This is a genomic window from Spiroplasma endosymbiont of Thecophora atra, from assembly GCF_964019735.1.
GTDB classification, from domain to species: Bacteria; Bacillota_I; Bacilli_A; order Mycoplasmatales; family VBWQ01; genus Spiroplasma_E; species Spiroplasma_E ixodetis_A.
In genome coordinates this window covers 109,431-128,463 of record NZ_OZ026464.1, presented here as the reverse complement: position 1 = coordinate 128,463, position 19,033 = coordinate 109,431, and the positions used below count along the sequence as shown (strand labels likewise).

The window sequence follows — 19,033 nt, the reverse complement described above, 5'->3', positions numbered from 1 at the left end:
CTTTCTAAGTTGAACTTTTTGGATTAATTACTAATGATGTAGTCTGTAAGTTTCAATTAGCGTTAGTTTTTTCATATGAAGGTGGTCTTTGTGGAGGTATTGCTGAAAACGTAGTTATAAATTGATATTCAATAACAATTAAATTATCTTCTTGACTTTCATATGCTTTTGTTTTAAAAGTCATTATTTTAAATCATGTTGATGAAGATATTGTGTGACCACTACTTGGATTATCATTTGTTCATAATAAATCATTAATATATATATTATTTAATCTTTCTGCATTTGTTAAAGAAGCAATTTGACTATAATCTTCTTTATTATTAACATTAAATGTTCAATTATTATTACTATCATTATGATTTCCAGAATTATTATTATAAATAATATCCTTATCTTGGAAAAGAGCAGTATCATTTTGGTCATCTGGTAAATTACCAATATCATTTAAATTTATTTTAATAGGTGTAAATCAATTTTTAGAATTAGTTCAACTTTTTGTAGTTTCACCATCATAAGTTTCATATAACGCATTCATATTAAAATTAAAATTAAATGTTATACTTTCATAATCTTCTTTAAATTTATCAACATTATCATAACCATATTGATTTACATAAATACCAATACTATTATGAAATTTACCTTTAACATCTTCTAAAATATGCGGTCTCATTTGATATCTACTTTGATGAATATCTGTTTGAGTAGTACTAATAATACTATTTGTAATCCCATATTGACTTTGATTACTTAAATCAATAAATATAGGATGCGCTCTTTCTATTAATGGTGGTGGTTGTATTGCTTGTGGATAATTAAATGGTTGGTCAAATTTAAAAGTATTATTTGCTAAAATAAATGTATTTTGAATTAATCTACTATTATTACTTGCTTTACCAACGGTTTGATAAGTACCACTTCAAATACTAAAATTATCATTAACAGCACCACTTCTATTATCTGGCATACTATAAAATGTGATTTTAAAATTACTTTTACCTACAACTTTAATATCAATCATATCAATTGCTCATTTTAATATATTTTTATTAGTAAAATCTGATTCTTTTAATAAAGGATTAATATCATTATCTGGTGGTAATAAATATATTTGTGTTTTATCAGTTTTATCTAATTGAACTAAATTATCAGTTGTAAGATTATAACCAGTAGAACTAGTATTATCATTAATATTAAATTTTGACATTGATAAACTATCAGTTAAATTAAATGTAAATGATGTCATATGACTTGCTGTTCCAGCAACAGATTGAATAGCATCTGGAGTATCATTTCTAAATACATCGAATGGAATTAATGCTGGATTAGTACTTTGTGAACTATATAATAATGTTGTATAAAAATTATATAATTCAGCAGATATTAAACCATTTATATAAGGAAATTGAGGTATTAATAAATTACTTGATAATTTAGCACCAATATCTAAACCACCAACAAAAGCATTCATAAATGAACCAAATACTGGAATAGTATTAAGATTAATTTTAATAGTTTCTCTAACTGTTAATGGTATTTCACTAATAGGATTATAAATAAAATAATGTAATGCATTTATAGTATTTAATTGCTTAAATTTATTATTATTCATATTATAATGAGTATTACCAATAAATTTTTTATTATTTTTATTATAATATTGAAAATATGGATTACCAGCAGTTGCATAATTATAATCTTCTATTTCAGCACCATTTAAAAAATTATTATCTCAATAATTTACTAATCTATTAGAAACATCTAATTTATTAGTATTTTTAGTTTTTTCAACATTAGTTCTTAAATGACCTTCATAATGTTTTGTTGCACCATCATCATAATTTGGAGCAATTACTTTTTGTCAATCTTGATAACTATCTAAAACTGATTGTCCTTGAACAGTTAATACATAATTTGTTTCTGGTAATGCTTGAAAACTTACTGGGTCATATGTACTACATTGATATTCTCATGGAAATAATAATTTACTTGTATATTGTCTATATTTATGTTGTTTAGTATTTTCAGGATTATTATCAATCTCTCTACCTCATAATGCTATTGAAATAGGTTCTACTGAACCATAAAAAGATATTTGACAATGAGTAACTGGTAATAGAGTTAAATAATTTGAATCTAAAATAATATTATTATTTTCATCTAATGCTGGTAATGCTACTGGGTCAGCAGGTGCGCCTAATTGTACATATTGATTAATTGCTAATCCACTATGTGCTAATTTATCATTTAATGAACTAAAAGTACATTGAATATAAGCCAATTCTTTATTTTCATTATTATATGTTTTACTAGCAACTTCAAGAATATATCATTGTCTATCAACTTTAATTGATTTATCATTATTTATAACTTTATTAATTTCTGGAATCATATATAACTTATATAAATTTGAAACAATATTATTAATAAAATCAAAATTCTTTGGTTCATTTGGAATATTAATAACTACATTTTTAATTGCTTGTTCTTGAATAAAAGCATTATTTGGTGGTGTTGGTGAATAAGTAATACCTAATTGGTCTGATAATATATTCCCATAAAATACATCACCAACTTGTAATTGTTTATATGCTTCATCTGGATTATCTTTATTTTGAATAGGATAATAAGAATGGTCTCATACTGCTTGTATTGCTTCTCTTCCAGTAAAGATTTTACTAAATGAAGTATAATCATTAGGAATACTAGTTGGTGGTTTATAACCAGTTTCTGTTGAATTTATAGCACCTAAAATAATAGTAAAAGGACATACACGAAATTGTAAATCTTTATTTTGTGTAAAATCTTTTTCAATTTCACCAGTTGATTTTCAAACTGTTTTAATTAATTGATGATTTATTTTCGGTATCATTCCCATTTTTAATTTCTCCATCAATATCTTTTACTAATTTATTATCAAAATCAATTTCTTCTTTTCTCATTCTTCTATTTTCTTCAAGAATGTTCATTGCTTCTTCTTCACTAACACCTTCTTCTTGCACAAGAATACGTTTTCTATTAGTTAAATCTAATGCTAATTTTCTCTCATTAATTTCTAATGATTTTAATCTATCTATAATAGTATTTTCTTTAATTTCAAATGTTCATTTAGATTTATCACCATCTAAGCCCATTAATATAAAACATCTTTGAAATATTTCATTTCAATCACTTTGATTTAAAGTTCTTTTAATTCTTGTAGTTTCCATATCTCTACTATTAGTAATTAATACTTCTGCTTCAGTTTTTTGACTTGTAGTATCATTTACTGGGCTATATCCACTACCCTCAAATGCTTTATCAATAATAAATTGTATAAATGAAGAGTATTTATCTAATACTGGATTTCCTTGTATTATTGCAATTGGTGGTGTTCCACTAGTACTTCCCGGACTTCTTAAATTTGCTTGTAATACAAAATCACCAAATAATTCATTCATATCAATTGCAGTTGTAGTTTGATTTATTTCTTGTTGAGTAATATCAGCAAACACTCTTGTACGATTATATTTAAGTTCTTTTCAAATAATTTGAAACGTATGATTTAATAATTTTTGTAATCCTTTACAAGCAGTCATATCTGGATAATAATCACCAATAACTCCACCAAAGAAATTCTTTTTAGGTAAATTTTGCATAAATTTAACTGGAATAATACCTAAATTATGATTTTCTATTAAAGGTAATTGTAAATCTTTACTTATTTTTTCTTGTAATCCATCTAAAGTAACATAATCACTAGTAAAATATCTAATAATTTGATTTGGAGTATATGTTGTTTTAACATAAATACTTTGGTCATCATATTGTACTCTTGACCATGTTGATGCACTATATTCAGTTTCTAGTACTCTTGCCACTCTTGATTGAGCATATGGTTGAGCAAAATTTAATGATATTCTACCAGTTTTACTTTTATCAATTTGAACAATACTATAACCATAACCAGATTTAATATGACAATCTTGATAAAATAAACTATCAAAATTATTTCATTCTTTTAATTTTTCAATTGCTCTTTTATAATTATCATCTTCACTTGTTAAAGTATAACCATTACCCCATAATAATTTACTTGCATGATTTGCTATAATTTCTTGAAGATTTATCATACATCAATTAGGAGTTAATATTTCAGTATTATGATTATTCATATGTTATTTCCTTTCAAAATAAGGATTTATATTTGCACTTAAATTTCTAATATATGGTTCTATAGCATAATCAAAAGCATTTCTTAAATGGTCATTACCCGCTAATGGTATTTGTTTAATACTTTTAGGGTCTCATACAGCCAATCTAAATTCATCTAATAATGCTTGTGCATTCATACTAATATTTAAGCGTTCTGATGCCATTAAAGCCACATTCTTACCTATTCTAAACTCAAGTCTTAATTTCACACAATCTTTAAAATATAGTCATGAGTTAACTTGATATTTAATTGCTGTATCATTTAACATTTCAATAAATGTATAATTACTAAAATCACAATATACAGTTAAACCATATTCATATAACAAATTATTTTCTTTTGCTAATTTAATATAAAATTCAACTACTAATATTGCTAATTGTTTATTATCATAACGAATTAATTTATTTTCTATTTTTAAACAATCAATAACATTAACAAATTTAAAATTATAATCAAAACCTATTAATAAACATGCTAAAGCATCATCTTTAAACCCATAATCTAATCCAGCACTAAATCTATAACTTGGTTGTAATAATCTACTAATCTTATGAATTAAATGTGAATATATTCCACCAGATTCATAACCAACTAAACCATGACTTCTTACTCTTGCAGATATTGGGTCTAGAAGTTCTATTTCTAATAATTGTTGTTTATCACTATCTTTTAAATGAGTATTTAATTTTCAATTTTGATAATGATAAATAGTATTATCAATAATAGTAAATTGTTCAAATTCATTAATAATTTGTTTTTCATTTTGAGGACAAGCATTTATAGTTTTTTTAATAAATTCATTTAAAATACTTCAAGGATTACAACTTTCAATTTCTAATAATTGATTTGCACCTCTTATTGCATCTTTTAAATCTTGATAATCATTTTCAGTAATTTCATATCTTTCATCACTTCATATAATTACATAATCATATAAATAATTACTTGCTAATCCAGTTAATTTAACATTACTATTATCTTGTGAATGTAAATATTTACAAGTTATTTTACTACCATTAAATTCAATAGTTTTTTTAGTTTCACTAATAATAAAATTAATACTAGGATATGTTGCTCTAATAATTTGTTTTAATTCTTGTCAACTATCATTTAATTGTTTTGACATATTACGAATTAAATAAGCATGAATATTAATATTATCTAACATTAATAAAATACCAAGAAATTCAATATCACTAAATGTTTTTACCTGATTTAAGACTACCTAATTGTTTAATTTTAGTAATATTTAATGGTTGTTTTAAATACATTCTTTTAGCAATATCTAATAAATAACCAAAATTACTTAACATTTATTCTTACCTTTATTTTCTAAACTAATTGCTATAGGGGCTGTATTATCATTACTTTTTATATCAATTTTTGTAGATAAATGATATTCTTTCACAAATGCTCTTTCTAAATATCATGCAGTATTATTTGCATTTGCTTTTAAATATCTTTGTGTATTAATATGGCGTATTTGTAAATATGCTCAATTAATTTGTTGTAAAAAAGTATTTCTCTTTTTTTGTTTTCAACTATAAAGAGTATTTTCTGTAATATCTAAATAAACTAACATACCAATTTTAGTAGGTACTTCTTCAGTTTGTTTACAATGTTTAAAGTATTCTTCTAATGCTACCCTTAAAACTTTAGCATCATTAAAAATTGTTCTTATTTTTATTTTTTCTTCTTGCACATAAAAATCTCCTTTCATATGCTTTAAAAACACAAAAATTTATGATATAATTAATATAATCTTTAAGTTAAACTACCAAAAATAACTTATTAACTTTATTAATTATTCATATATTTATTTTTTTAATTTTTATAATATAATTATAACAAAAAATAGCATTATACTGCTATTTTTTTATTTTTTCTTCTAAATTTATTTTTTACAGTTAATCAGAATTTAAAATTAGGATGGTCTTTTTTATATATTTTATATGCTCAAAATAAACCAAAAAAATTCAAAGATATAAACATAAAAAATATACCCATTTTTTTTCTCTATGGCATAAATCATGTCCTTTACATGTAATTAACACCAAAAATACTATTCCAAACATTACTGAAAGTACTATTACATCTGCTAATCATTGCTCAATCATTTTTATTTTCCTTTTCTATTTATATTTTTCTTTATTGTACATTATTTTATTAAAAAAGAAAAGATAACTAATAAAAGTTATCTTTAAACGTTGCAATAGATTTGCTAGTTATTTCAATCGTTCTTTAAATATTATACTCTAAAACCAAACATTTTTCAACAATATTTTAACAAATTTGTTAAAATAGTTAGGATAAAAAAATAAATAGAAAGGTGTTAAAAAATGTTTAATTATAAAAATAATCTTGAATATGAAATTAATAGAATTATAACAAATCATGTTAATAAAATCCATGCTTTTGATGAATATTTTTTTCAAAATAGAGATAAAGATAGATATAAAGTTGCTAAAAAATGTAATCGTAGTATTATTTTTGAATTTGGTAAAATGATTTTTAATCAAAGAGTTTATTGAGATAAATTAAAGAAAAAATATTATTATCCAGTTTATGAAGAGTTTAATATTGAAAAAAGAGCAAAAATTATTAGTTGATTAAAAGAAGAAATAATATCATATATTGGAAGAAAGAAACATTATCAAGATATACAAGATATTTTAAAATACACTTATGTTTCAAAAGTAACAATTAGTAAAATTCATAAAAATGCAAAAGTGCAAGAAAAATTACCAGAACAAAAATTTAAAGTTAAAAATAGTGAATTTATTTATATTAATGCTGATGATTGTTATGTTCCTGTTTGAAATAAAAATCATAAAAGAGAAATGCAAAAAATTCGTAGTATTAGTTACAATACTGGTAAAAAACAAATAGATAAAAATAGAAATAAGTTATCAAATAAAATTTATACTTTTATGGGTGATTATAAATATAGTCCTAAAGAAGATTATTTACAAGCAAATCCAACAGTTGATTTTACTTGAAATGGATTAAAAAAATATTATGAATTTGAAAATGCTAAATTAGTAGTTTCTGGAGATGGTGCTGGATGAATATATAATTTAGCAAAATATTTAGGTGCTTATTATGTATTAGATAAATATCATGCTTTTTATTATTTATGAACTGCATATAAACCTGATAAAAGAAAAAATAAAGTTAATCCAGAAAATTTAAAAAACTTTTTAAAGTCTTGAAAATATTTTTGTAATGGTCAATATGATGAATTAATAGCATTTTTAATTGAAACAAAAGTAAATAAAGAAACTTTAAGGATTTTTGAAAATAATAAAGAAGGTATTATTAATCAACCTGCTGATTGAAATATTGGCTGTAGTGCTGAAAGTGATATTCAATATTTAGTTAAATCTCAAACAAAAGGTGCAAAAATATATGCTTATCCAACGTTAATTAATATGTTAATGGCTAGAGCCAATTATTTAAATAGTAGAAATTATATTAATAGTGCTTAAAATAATACAATTTAATATTTTTTAATTCTAATTTTAAGATTAGTATTTTTGTGTTATTTAAGTTAGAAAATCATAATTATATTTTTTAACATTTTTAAAATTTATGATATAATTTAATTAACAAATATTTAGATTTGCTAGTTTTATTGTTTGAAGTTAGAAAATCTATCCGTTATATTTATTCGTCCCATTGTTAGATAACTATCTTGGTGTTAAAAAATATAGTAAACTTGCACCAAATGTTATTAAACAAATTTTAAAATATTTTGCTGATGATAAAAAGTATCGTGATGTTTGTGATACTTTTATTGAAGGTTTAATAAGTAATAGTACAGTTTGCAGAACATATAAAAATTTGAATTACCAAAAGCTAATATTCCTAAAATAGTATTACAACCAAATCAAACATTATATATAAATATTGATGATGGACATCGAAAATTTAAGTTTAATGAAAAACACAATACTAAAAATTGTAAAAAATGTTCTATGAGATTAATAGTATTTTGTACTGGTAAAAAGAAAAATAGAAAATTAATTAATAAAAGAGCAGCATGTCAAATAAGAGTATCAAAAACAGAAATTGGTTCTGAAAAAACTGCAAAATTAATTGAAAAATATGGTAATTTATTTTTTGAAAATTTTGACCAAGCAAATTTAGTAGTTTGTGGAGATAGCACAAAATGAATTAGAAAAACTGCTGAAATTTTAAATGCTAAATTTATTTTAGATAAATTTCATGCTTTTCATGTTTTATTTCTTGGCATAATGGCTGGAAGAAGAAAAAATCAAATTGCTAAATTACACTATCAAAATGCAATAACTTTATTTGAAAAAGGTCAATATTATGAATTAATTGATTTTTTACAATCATTAAATTTGCAATATAAAAAATTAAAAGTTGGTTATTTTATTAATTCAAAAGATGGTGTATTAAACCAAGCACTAATTGAAAATATTGGTTGTTTTACTGAAACTAATATTAAACAAATTTTAAAAAAAATGATTGGTGATAGAACGTATAACATTGATATGTATACAAAAATGGTTAATTTTAAATGCTATCAAATAAATACAGCCATACAATTATTATAAATTAAAATCTAAATTCAAAAATAACTAAAAATATAATAAAACTTATTAAAGTTTACTTTAATAAGAATTTTTCAGTTATAAAGGTAAGTATTATTGTTGACTAATATTTAGTAAGTGTTAAGATTAACATACAATTGCATATTGAAGTCAAAATTATTCTCGTTTAACTTTATAATTTTAAGACAAATTTGAATATTATTGACAACATCGGTACGCTCCCTTTTATTTTCAATATCTTTATTTAATCCGACTGTCTCAGAAACGGGCAATCCTTGGTTTAATCACATTGATGGTAATTGGTGTTCTAATTGTTTTTCTTTTTTGTATATTTCTTCTTCTCAAATACTTTGTCTTCTAATTTGTTCTCTTGTAATATTTTTATTTTCTTTTAGACTATTATTTTTTAGTTTTTCATTTTCTTCAATTAGTTTTCTTTTTTTTAAAATTTCTTTTTTTATATTTTCTTGTTGTTGTTCAAGTTCTTGTTTTTCTTTTTTTTGATCTTGAAGCTGATTTTTTCAAAATAAAATATCTTTATATTCATCTAAAATTGTTACAGCATTATATTTAAAATTGTCGAAGTTAATATTGTTTTCTTTTTCTTGTTTTAATGACTCGATTTTACTTTTAAGTTGCTGATTTTCTTTTGTTAGTTTTTGAATTATTGATTGTGTTTGTGATATTTCTTCTGTATTTGAAATTGAAGTTGATGCTGGTGATACATAATTTTTGAATTTTGTTCATACTGTTCATATATCATTATTTGTTTCTTGTATATTTTCACTATCTGTTGAAATAATAGAAACTGTCTCTGAATTTTCTATATGACTTTTTGATGGGTTATCATTAATTATTACATCTGTTAATTGATTATTAGTATCATTTTTTACTGAATTTAAATGTTAAGCCACCATGTCTTTCTTTTTTTCTTCCTTTTTTATTTTTAAATGTAGAATTTGATTGGTTTAAAATATCTTTAATGTCTTGCTGTGCTATTATTTTTTGAAATATTTCTGATTTATTTTTGTCTGCCATTTTAATGCCTCCTTTTAACAAAAAATCCATTTACTTTCCTATAAAAGTAATTGGTTAAAATTTATATATACTATATAACAATTGTATATTATCAAATTTTATGTATTTTACAATTAATTAAGTTTTTATTAAAAATAAATTTAAAGTATGTAAAATTTATATAAATAAGTTAAAGTTAATAGTAAATGATTTATTTTTTTGTTTTTTAAAATCATTGAAAAATTAGAGTTTCAAATAAATGATCTAGCAAAAGATATAAATAAGAACGTAAATGGGACTAAAAATAAAATTAAAATTCCTCATCATTACATTTTAGAAATAACAAAAGAAAATAACTTTGAAAATAATAACAAACCAAATATTACTATTAATAAAATTAATTGTCATAAATCCTTTTTATTTATATTCTTTATTATTTTTTTAATAAACTGTTTAATTAATTTGCAATAAATTGATTGTTTGATATTAAACTAAAATTTCTTGTATAATTATAAATAAGTATTATTAGTAGGTGGTTTTTATGTTTCGACGTTTTCTATTATTCACTATAATTTTGCCAACAATAACTACTATTAGTAGTAGTATTTATGCTTGTACTTGAAATTTACAACCAACAGTTTTATTAATAACAAGTTATCAACAAGCACAAAATCAAAACATTTATGACCGACTTGTTTATCAAAAGTTACAAACTTTTTATGGTAAAGATCATGTAGTAACATTGTTTAGTTCTCAAGATGATAATTATTATGCATTAATGTTGAGAAACTTTTTATCTACATATAATATCAAAAAAGTTTATATTTTAAATCCTAGTTTTCAAAAGTATATTCCACATCATAGTGAAACTAGTAGTTATTCTACTAAAAACTTAATTAGAGTATTACAACAATTTCAGAATGTTAAATTTTATTTTTTTAATAATATTATTGCTGATACGGTTAAAGTCACTAATAATATTTATGATATTAGATATAATATTGATAACGTAACTAGTAGCCATTTAAATTATGGCAGTAAAATTGCTGAATATTTTGTTGAAAATGTTCAGGATGGAATAATAAATAAAAAATATAACTTTGATGTTGATGACAACGGTAAATTGATAGTTAGAATTGGTATTATTAATAATATTGGCATTGATTATGATCAAACTATTTTGAATCAATTTGCTGAGATAATTAATGGTATTGATAATCCCAAAATTACATATAAAATTATTTATGCTAATCATCATGATAGTTTTGTAACAAGTAATATTTATAGTGCTGATAGTGTTGCCGGTGTTGGTCAGATTGCCCAATCATTATATGAGACACATGGTGTTAATTTTATTATTAATACTAATTATTGATATAACAGTATTATTGCCTATACTGCTAGGTTAATATCTTCACGTCCAACCTATAGTAAAACTATTAGTTTTGTTGGATCGAATATTATTAATAATAATGACTATGTTTATGATAATATTAATTATTTAGCTTTTGGTTTTATGCCTGATTTGGAAATTATTGATGAAACATTTAAAGAAGAGATTAATCCTAATTTTAAAATTATACCTAGTGCTTCAGAAAGTAAAATCCAAACTTATGGTGTTAATAACATTGATTTTACTAATCAGTATGGAGATATATAATTATGGAAAAAACAATATTGAAGTTACAAAAAATTAGTAAATATTATGATACTCGTGTTATATTTGAAAATGTTAATTTAGAAATAACACAAGAAATTCATGCCATTGTTGGTAATAATAGCGTTGGTAAATCAACATTAATTAGAATGCTTGCTGGTTTTGAACAACCTTCTAAAGGAAAAATTGTTATTAATAGTTTAAGAAAAGGATATTATTTTCCTCGTGATCCTAGTGAAATGCTTTATTTTAGAATGGCTTATGCTGGTCAAGATGATTTTTTCTTAGACAATCTTACTGTTAAACAAAATATTATACTTGGTAATGAACCAACTATTGCTAAAATTTTTCCTAATTGAAAAGAAGCTGAATTTAAAATTAATAATTTAATGGAAAAATATAAAATTAAGCTTAATTTAAATAAGAGAGTATCAACACTTGCGATTGAAGAATTAAAAAAATTATCTTTACTTCGTGCTTTATTCAAAGAACCTAAAATATTGTTGTTAGATGAACCAACTGTTGGTTTATCTGATAGTCAAAAAGTAGAGTTTTGAATGATTTTTAAAACATTTCGTAATGAAGAAATAACGGTCCTTTTCACAACTAGAGATGAAGAATTTGCTAAAATGGTTGCTAACCGAGTATCTTGAATTGAAAACTTAAATATTGGTAAAACAAAAGTAATGAAATTAGAAGAAAATACTAAATTGTTTACAACTAATTATTGAGGTAAGATTTTTAATTATAAAAAACCAAAATCGATAAATTCAGTACCAATGCTTTATATTGATAATCTTTCTTTGAATAAACCCAATATTTCAAATTTTCATAAAATTGAATTTGCAATTCGCCCTGGTGAAATATATGGTATTTATGATTATGAAAACCTTTATAGCGAGGTTTTACTTGAAAGTATAGTACGTATGATTAAAACGCAAACAGGACGCATTTTTTTTCAAGAACAAGAAGTAACTTATTTTAAACCGCAAGAAATTAGTAATTTAGGAATTGATTGAATATCTGGACATTATAGTAATACTGCTATAATTCCTGATGCCACTTTATTTGAAAATTTTACCTTTTGAAATTATAATAAAGAAAAATATGTAACTAAATCCGGAGTTGTCAAAACAGCCGTTGTTAATAAAAAGGTACGAGAAATTATTAAAAAATATCAAATATTTAACGATAATAATATTTTTATTAAAATTAATAAATTATCAAAAGGAGAAATGCAGAAATTTGTATTAGCAAGAAGTATTGAAGAGCAACCACAATTATTAATTTTATCTAATCCATTTTCTGATTTAGATGAAAATTCTTCGTTATTAATTATTAAAAAGATAATAGAGTTACCCGAAAGTGGTTCAAGTATTTTAATTATTGATACTGATCCGTACTTATTACAATTATTGTGTCAACGAGTAGCAGTTATTTATCACAAACAATTTGTTTGTAAATTGGAAAATAAAAATGTTAAAGTTGAAATAATGAACAATCCAGCACTATGGAATGATTATCCTATTACAAATGAAATAATTGTTAAAACTGATAAAATGTATCAATTGCCACAAACAAAGTGAAGTTTGAAAAAGAAAAAAATAATTAGAACAATTAATTATTTGAAAAGACCATTTGTCAAAATTACTAGTTGAATTAATAAAAAAATGGAAAATATTAGGTCAAGGTTGGGTTAAAAGATGTTGGAAAATATTAAAAAATGAAATTTTTGATTAGTGGGTGCATTATTATTACTAATAACTCTATTTTTTGTTAGTTTATTAATGTTATGTTTACAAGTTAATCCATTATCATTTTGGAAAACTATTTTTATTAATCCTTTAACTAATTTAGTAAGTTTTAGTAATTTAATTGAAACATATAGTGTATTAATATTAACAGGATTAGCAGTAGCTATTACTTTTAAGTATCGTATTTATAACTTTGGAGTTAGTGGTCAAATGTTATTTAGTGCTATGATAACATATGTATTGGCAGTAGCTATTTTTAAAAGTGGTGGTTATAGTCAATGAATTACTCCTTTTCTTTTATTAATTGCAGTTTTAATTGGTGCTTTAGCTGGTTTAATTATTGCAATTTTAAAAACTTATTTTAAAATTCATGAAATTATTAGCACTATTTTATTTAATTTTATTGCTTGAGAAGGATATAAAGGTTTAATAGCCAGTAATGTTTATCATAACTTAAAAATTCCAACACAAATTACTAATCTTAGATTTTCATTAATTAGTGGACCTTTTAGCATTAGTAATTTATTTTCTGCTGGTATTATTATTGCTATTATTGCCTTATTAATCGCAATTATTATTTTTAATAATCGCACTCTTGGTTTTAAATTAAATGCAATTGCTAAAAACCCCGTTGCTGCAAAATATGCCAGATTAAATCCCCAATATCAGGGTTTAATAATTTTACCAATTTCAGGAGCGATAGCAGGAATTGCTGGTTATCTTTATTTTTTAGGAGTTAATAATAATTTACCTTCGCTTTCTGCTCCAATTCAAGAAGGATTTTATGGGATAGTAGTAGCTGCTTTAGCAGGATATACGCCAGGAGTTATTTTATTTTCATCATTTTTTATGAGTTTATTTATTAGTCCTATTGAAAATAATGCTTTTATGTATTTGAAAAATCTAGAAATTGCAATAATAGTATTATCAATAACCATTTACATTATTGGTATTTATTCTTTTATTTGGCATTACTTAACTCATTCTATTGCTATTAAAGAATATTTAATAAGACTAAAAAAGAAGTTAATATGAAAAAAAGAATTAATTAAGGATGAATAACAAAATGTTAAAATTGTTAATGTTGAATCAAAATCTTCAAAAATTTTTAAAAAAAATAAAATATTTAAAAGGAAAAGGATAAAAAAATAATTATGTTACTCTCATTTTCAACAATTTTAGTTAATACATTATTATTTGCTTGTCCATTATTGTTGTTATGTACAGGTGGAATTTTAAATACTAGAGCAGGAATTGTTAATTTTGGTTTTGATGGTATTATGTGTACTGGTGCTGCCACATATTGTATAATTGTTTCACAATTAAAAAATAATTTGGGTGTTGGAGTTGCAATTTTGGCATTTTTTATCACTATTATCATTGGAATTGTATTTGGCTTAATTCATAGTTTAGCAACCTTATTGTTTAGAACTAATCAATTTTTAGTATCAATGGTTATTAATTACTTTGGTTATGGATTAGCAGTAATTTTACCATTAACATTTACTGGAGAAATAAATTATTCATTAGCAAGTATTTATATTTATCAATTTTCTTGAATTGCAATTTTGGTAACCTTTTTAGCAATTTATATTTTTGCAGCTATTTTATTTTTGACTAAGCTTGGATTATACATTAGAGGAATTAGTGAAAATCCAACCGCAGTAGCTTTAAATTATATTCATGTTCGTCGTTCTCGATTTTATATTTCGCTATTTTCTAGTTCTTTAGCTTGTTTTTCAGGTGCTTTATTTGTTTATGTACTTCCAAGTACTTTTATTTATAGTAATAATTTTGCTGGTATTGGTTTTTTGGCAATTGCTTTATGAATGATGGCACACAGTAGATTTTTTTTAACTTCTATTATTTGTTTTATTTTTTCTTTTTTATATCAGTATATAAATGCTTCACAAACATTTATAGTTATTAGTAATAATATTCCAAGTTGATTATGAGGTATGTTTCCATATTTAATAGCATTAGTATCATTAATGATTTTTCGTCCTAATACAGAATTGGTAAAAAGTTGAGCGCAACCTTATGTTAAAGCAGGTAGAAAATGACAATAAAATTATATGCTAGCAATATTTTAAAACCTTTATCAAGTTTAATAAATATAAATGTTTTAAATGTTTTTTAATAAATTAAGTTTTTATTTTTATTGTGTATAATAAATTTATTAAACAATGAAAAAAGGGGAAATTTAAATTATGGTAAAAAACTTAAATGACAGTTTTGAGAAATTGGCTGAACAGAACAATGAGAGTTTAGAAAAAAATATTAAAAAAATAAAAACATTTAAAAATAATGAGAAGAAAATAATTAATAAAATTTCTAATATTAACTATCAAAAAATTAATGATGATGAAGAAATAAGTTTTAAATCTAAAAAAAATAAGTGTATAGTAATGTAAATTAGATTAAAACATTTATTTTTTAAGAAAATATTTTTTATAATTTGTATAATAATTTTTAAAAAAGAAAGATTGTTAAATACTAGTATTTATTAATAAATTGATTAGTTGTTATATTAAGATCTTGGTTTTCATATTTTGTTATTTCTTCATGCAAAGATTTTGATCATTTAATGTGTGAATTTAATGGTTTTATATTTTCTAATAATATAGATTCTTTATATTCTTGATTTGTACTGCTAATACTTTCTTTTTTTTCTGCTTCTTGTTGGTAAATTTTTTTTGTTAAATCTTTTTTAGATTTGCTTTTTTGTTCTTGATTTTGGTATTTATTAATTAATAATTTTAATATTTTTCTTTTTTCTAGACTTAATGCTCCCATTTTTCTTGGACTTAATGCGGGTATTTGTTCTTTTGTGAGTGCTTCTATTTGTTGATTTGTAAGTCAACTAATTTGTTCTCTTGTCAATCCTTCTATTTGTTCTGATGTTAGTGCTTGTATTTGTTCAATTGTGAGTGCTTGTATTTGTTCAATTGTAAGTGCATATATTTTTTTTGAAATAATTAGTGCTGAGATTTGTTATGTTGTGAAATATGGTATTTGTTCAATTGTAAATGCTGGTATTTGTTCTTTGGTAAAGGATTGAATTTGTTTTTCTGTAAAAACTTGTATTTGTTTTTTGGTAAATGATTGTATTTGCATTTTTGTGAAGTGTGGTATTTGTTGAATTGTTAGTGCTTCTATTTGTTCAATGGTGAATCAAGTAATTTGTTCGATTGTGAATGTTGCTATTTATTCAGATAAAAATGCTGCTATTTGTTCGCTTGTAAATTTTTCTATTTGTTCTGGTTCAAATTTTGGTATTTGTTCTGGTGCAAATGATTGTATTTGTTCTTGTGTTAGTGCTTGTATTTGTTTTTCTGTAAATACTCTATTTTGTCTTGGTGTTAGTGCTTGTATTTGTTCAATTGTAAATCAACTAATTTGTAAAATAGTCAATGAGGGTATTTGCTTTGGTGTTAGTGCCTGTATTTGTTGATTTGTAAATATTTGTATTTGTTCTTTGGTAAATTCTGGTATTTGTTCATAATCAATTCATTGAATTTGTTGTGTTGTGAAAGCTTGGATTTGTGAAACTTTGAATTTCTTAGTTCATTGTGATGTAAACATTCTAATTTTATTGTAGTTAAGTGAACTTATTTGTTTGGTTGTCAAAGCTTGTACTTGTGAGATTTTTAAATAATAAATTTGTGAATTTGTAAATCATTGGATTTGTTGTGTTGTGAAAGATTGGATTTGTCTTGATGTTAAGATAATAGTTTGTGAAGTTTTAAATGACGCTATTTGATTTTCTGTAAAAGATTGTATTTGTGAGACTGTAAATGCGGGTATTTGTTCTTTTGTGAGTGCTTGTATTTGTTCAATTGTAAATTTTGATATTTGTTCTATTGTAAATGATTGAATTTGTTCTTTTGTAAAAACTTGGATTTGTTTTGTTTTAAACATTTGTATTTGAATCGGTGTAAAAGTAGAAATTTGTTTTTCATTGAGTACTTGGATTTGTTGTGTTGTGAAAGCTTGGATTTGTGAAACTTTGAATTTCTTAGTTCATTGTGATGTAAACATTCTAATTTTATTGTAGTTAAGTGAACTTATTTGTTTGGTTGTCAAAGCTTGTACTTGTGAGATTTTTAAATAATAAATTTGTGAATTTGTAAATCATTGGATTTGTTGTGTTGTGAAAGATTGGATTTGTCTTGATGTTAAGATAATAGTTTGTGAAGTTTTAAATGACGCTATTTGATTTTCTGTAAAAGATTGTATTTGTGAGACTGTAAATGCGGGTATTTGTTCTTTTGTGAGTGCTTGTATTTGTTCAATTGTAAATTTTGATATTTGTTCTATTGTAAATGATTGAATTTGTTCTTTTGTAAAAACTTGGATTTGTTTTGTTTTAAACATTTGTATTTGAATCGGTGTAAAAGTAGAAATTTGTTTTTCATTGAGTACTTGGATTTGTTGTGTTGTGAAAGCTTGGATTTGTGAAACTTTGAATTTCTTAGTTCATTGTGATGTAAACATTCTAATTTTATTGTAGTTAAGTGAACTTATTTGTTTGGTTGTCAAAGCTTGTACTTGTGAGATTTTTAAATAATAAATTTGTGAATTTGTAAATCATTGGATTTGTTGTGTTGTGAAAGATTGGATTTGTCTTGATGTTAAGATAATAGTTTGTGAAGTTTTAAATGACGCTATTTGATTTTCTGTAAAAGATTGTATTTGTGAGACTGTAAATGCGGGTATTTGTTCTTTTGTGAGTGCTTGTATTTGTTCTATTGTAAATTTTGATATTTGTTCTATTGTAAATGATTGAATTTGTTCTTTTGTAAAAACTTGGATTTGTTCATAGTAAAATCATTTAATTTATTGTGATGTTAATACTGGTATTTGTTCGCTTGTGAGTGCTTGTATTTACATTTTTGTGAAGTGTGGTATTTGCTCTGCTGTAAATGGTTGTTTTCATGTAAAATTTTTTATTTGTTTTGTTGTAAAACTTGGTATTTGTTCTTTTGTGAAGTGTGGTATTTGTTCGCTTGTGAGTGCTTGTATTTGCATTTTTGTGAAGTGTGGTATTTGTTGAATTGTTAGTGCTTCTATTTGTTCAATGGTGAATCAAGTAATTTGTTCGATTGTGAATGTTGCTATTTATTCAGATAAAAATGCTGCTATTTGTTCGCTTGTAAATTTTTCTATTTGTTCTGGTTCAAATTTTGGTATTTGTTCTGGTGCAAATGATTGTATTTGTTCTTGTGTTAGTGCTTGTATTTGTTCTATTGTGAATGCCGGTATTCCTAAATTTGGAAACGCTGCTATTTGTTCTGCTGTAAATCAGGGTATTTGTTTTTTTGTAAATAAACTAATTTGTCATTCAGTCATTGCTTTAATTTGATGTGTTGTGAATGCGGGTATTTGTTCTTTTGTGAGTGCTTGTATTTGTTCTATTGTAAATTTTGATATTTGTTCTATTGTAAATGATTGAATTTGTTCTTTTGTAAAAACTTGGATTTGTTCATAGTAAAATCATTTAATTTATTGTGATGTTAATACTGGTATTTGTTTTATTGTGAGTGCTTGGATTTGATCATCATGAAATCATGAAATTTGAATTGGTGGTATTGCTGCTATTTGTTCTTTTGTGAAGTGTGGTATTTGCTCTGCTGTAAATGGTTGTTTTCATGTAAAATTTTTTATTTGTTTTGTTGTAAAACTTGGTATTTGTTCTTTTGTGAAGTGTGGTATTTGTTCGCTTGTGAGTGCTTGTATTTGCATTTTTGTGAAGTGTGGTTTATATGTATTGCTGAGTTATACTTGTAAGTGCAAGTAAATAAAATTGCAAAAAATTCTCATA

Annotated in this window: 19 protein-coding genes; 8 read left to right on the top strand and 11 right to left on the bottom strand. The window is 23.5% G+C overall.

The window, feature by feature from the left end:
* Positions 1-4: 4 nt before the first annotated feature.
* The 4 genes from AACL05_RS00665 to AACL05_RS00650 form a co-directional block, all read right to left on the bottom strand.
* Positions 5-2,875: a hypothetical protein gene (locus AACL05_RS00665; protein WP_338986076.1), complete on the bottom strand. Its 2,871-nt coding sequence runs from the start codon at positions 2,873-2,875 to the stop codon at positions 5-7.
* Positions 2,844-4,157 (bottom strand): hypothetical protein, encoded by a 1,314-nt coding sequence (locus AACL05_RS00660; RefSeq protein ID WP_338961744.1) that lies wholly within the window; start codon positions 4,155-4,157, stop codon positions 2,844-2,846. The genes AACL05_RS00665 and AACL05_RS00660 overlap by 32 nt, the downstream gene beginning before the upstream one ends.
* A gap of 3 nt (positions 4,158-4,160) precedes the next feature.
* Positions 4,161-5,369 (bottom strand): phage terminase large subunit, encoded by a 1,209-nt coding sequence (locus tag AACL05_RS00655; RefSeq protein WP_338986075.1) that lies wholly within the window; start codon positions 5,367-5,369, stop codon positions 4,161-4,163.
* A 138-nt stretch (positions 5,370-5,507) separates the two neighbouring features.
* The gene (locus tag AACL05_RS00650) at positions 5,508-5,903 is read right to left on the bottom strand and encodes a terminase small subunit (protein WP_338986074.1); all 396 of its coding nucleotides are present in this window, start codon (positions 5,901-5,903) and stop codon (positions 5,508-5,510) included.
* 637 nt (positions 5,904-6,540) lie between these two features.
* Between AACL05_RS00650 and AACL05_RS00645 the strand changes: the two genes are divergently transcribed.
* From AACL05_RS00645 to AACL05_RS00635, 3 genes are all read left to right on the top strand, one after another.
* Positions 6,541-7,689, top strand: coding sequence for an Mbov_0401 family ICE element transposase-like protein (locus AACL05_RS00645; protein WP_338986072.1), 1,149 nt, complete (start codon positions 6,541-6,543; stop codon positions 7,687-7,689).
* A 190-nt stretch (positions 7,690-7,879) separates the two neighbouring features.
* Positions 7,880-8,077, top strand: a complete 198-nt coding sequence (locus AACL05_RS00640) for a hypothetical protein (RefSeq protein WP_338961738.1) — start codon at positions 7,880-7,882, stop codon at positions 8,075-8,077.
* A 101-nt stretch (positions 8,078-8,178) separates the two neighbouring features.
* Complete coding sequence (locus AACL05_RS00635) at positions 8,179-8,784, top strand: hypothetical protein (protein WP_338961737.1); 606 nt, start codon at positions 8,179-8,181, stop codon at positions 8,782-8,784.
* A gap of 873 nt (positions 8,785-9,657) precedes the next feature.
* On the opposite strand, the gene AACL05_RS00630 is transcribed toward AACL05_RS00635, so the two are convergent.
* Entirely contained in the window at positions 9,658-9,819 is a 162-nt protein-coding gene (locus tag AACL05_RS00630; RefSeq protein WP_338961736.1) for a hypothetical protein, read from the bottom strand.
* A gap of 520 nt (positions 9,820-10,339) precedes the next feature.
* Here AACL05_RS00630 and AACL05_RS00625 point away from each other — a divergent pair.
* The 5 genes from AACL05_RS00625 (at position 10,340) to AACL05_RS00605 (ending at position 15,623) form a co-directional block, all read left to right on the top strand.
* Positions 10,340-11,458 (top strand): hypothetical protein, encoded by a 1,119-nt coding sequence (locus tag AACL05_RS00625; protein WP_338961734.1) that lies wholly within the window; start codon positions 10,340-10,342, stop codon positions 11,456-11,458.
* 2 nt (positions 11,459-11,460) lie between these two features.
* Entirely contained in the window at positions 11,461-13,155 is a 1,695-nt protein-coding gene (locus AACL05_RS00620) for an ATP-binding cassette domain-containing protein (protein ID WP_338961733.1), read from the top strand.
* 3 nt (positions 13,156-13,158) lie between these two features.
* The gene (locus AACL05_RS00615; RefSeq protein ID WP_338961732.1) at positions 13,159-14,271 is read left to right on the top strand and encodes an ABC transporter permease subunit; all 1,113 of its coding nucleotides are present in this window, start codon (positions 13,159-13,161) and stop codon (positions 14,269-14,271) included.
* A gap of 92 nt (positions 14,272-14,363) precedes the next feature.
* Positions 14,364-15,278 carry an ABC transporter permease subunit gene (locus AACL05_RS00610; protein ID WP_338961730.1) on the top strand — a complete coding sequence of 305 codons (915 nt, stop codon included), beginning with the start codon at positions 14,364-14,366 and terminating at the stop codon, positions 15,276-15,278.
* Positions 15,279-15,419: 141 nt separating this feature from the next.
* Positions 15,420-15,623 carry a hypothetical protein gene (locus tag AACL05_RS00605; protein ID WP_338961729.1) on the top strand — a complete coding sequence of 68 codons (204 nt, stop codon included), beginning with the start codon at positions 15,420-15,422 and terminating at the stop codon, positions 15,621-15,623.
* A gap of 82 nt (positions 15,624-15,705) precedes the next feature.
* Here the strand turns inward: AACL05_RS00605 and AACL05_RS00600 are convergent, their stop codons facing one another.
* The 6 genes from AACL05_RS00600 to AACL05_RS00575 all read right to left on the bottom strand — a co-directional run bounded on the left by AACL05_RS00600 (position 15,706) and on the right by AACL05_RS00575 (position 18,954).
* A complete protein-coding gene (locus AACL05_RS00600) occupies positions 15,706-16,092 on the bottom strand; it encodes a hypothetical protein (RefSeq protein WP_338961728.1) in 387 nt (128 codons plus the stop codon).
* Between the two features lie 111 nt (positions 16,093-16,203).
* The gene (locus AACL05_RS00595; protein WP_338961726.1) at positions 16,204-16,326 is read right to left on the bottom strand and encodes a hypothetical protein; all 123 of its coding nucleotides are present in this window, start codon (positions 16,324-16,326) and stop codon (positions 16,204-16,206) included.
* A gap of 90 nt (positions 16,327-16,416) precedes the next feature.
* Positions 16,417-17,751, bottom strand: a complete 1,335-nt coding sequence (locus AACL05_RS00590; RefSeq protein ID WP_338986071.1) for a hypothetical protein — start codon at positions 17,749-17,751, stop codon at positions 16,417-16,419.
* 345 nt (positions 17,752-18,096) lie between these two features.
* Complete coding sequence (locus AACL05_RS00585; RefSeq protein WP_338986070.1) at positions 18,097-18,240, bottom strand: hypothetical protein; 144 nt, start codon at positions 18,238-18,240, stop codon at positions 18,097-18,099.
* A gap of 90 nt (positions 18,241-18,330) precedes the next feature.
* Positions 18,331-18,561, bottom strand: coding sequence for a hypothetical protein (locus AACL05_RS00580; RefSeq protein ID WP_338961725.1), 231 nt, complete (start codon positions 18,559-18,561; stop codon positions 18,331-18,333).
* A 153-nt stretch (positions 18,562-18,714) separates the two neighbouring features.
* Complete coding sequence (locus AACL05_RS00575; RefSeq protein WP_338986069.1) at positions 18,715-18,954, bottom strand: hypothetical protein; 240 nt, start codon at positions 18,952-18,954, stop codon at positions 18,715-18,717.
* Between the last annotated feature and the right edge of the window lie 79 nt (positions 18,955-19,033).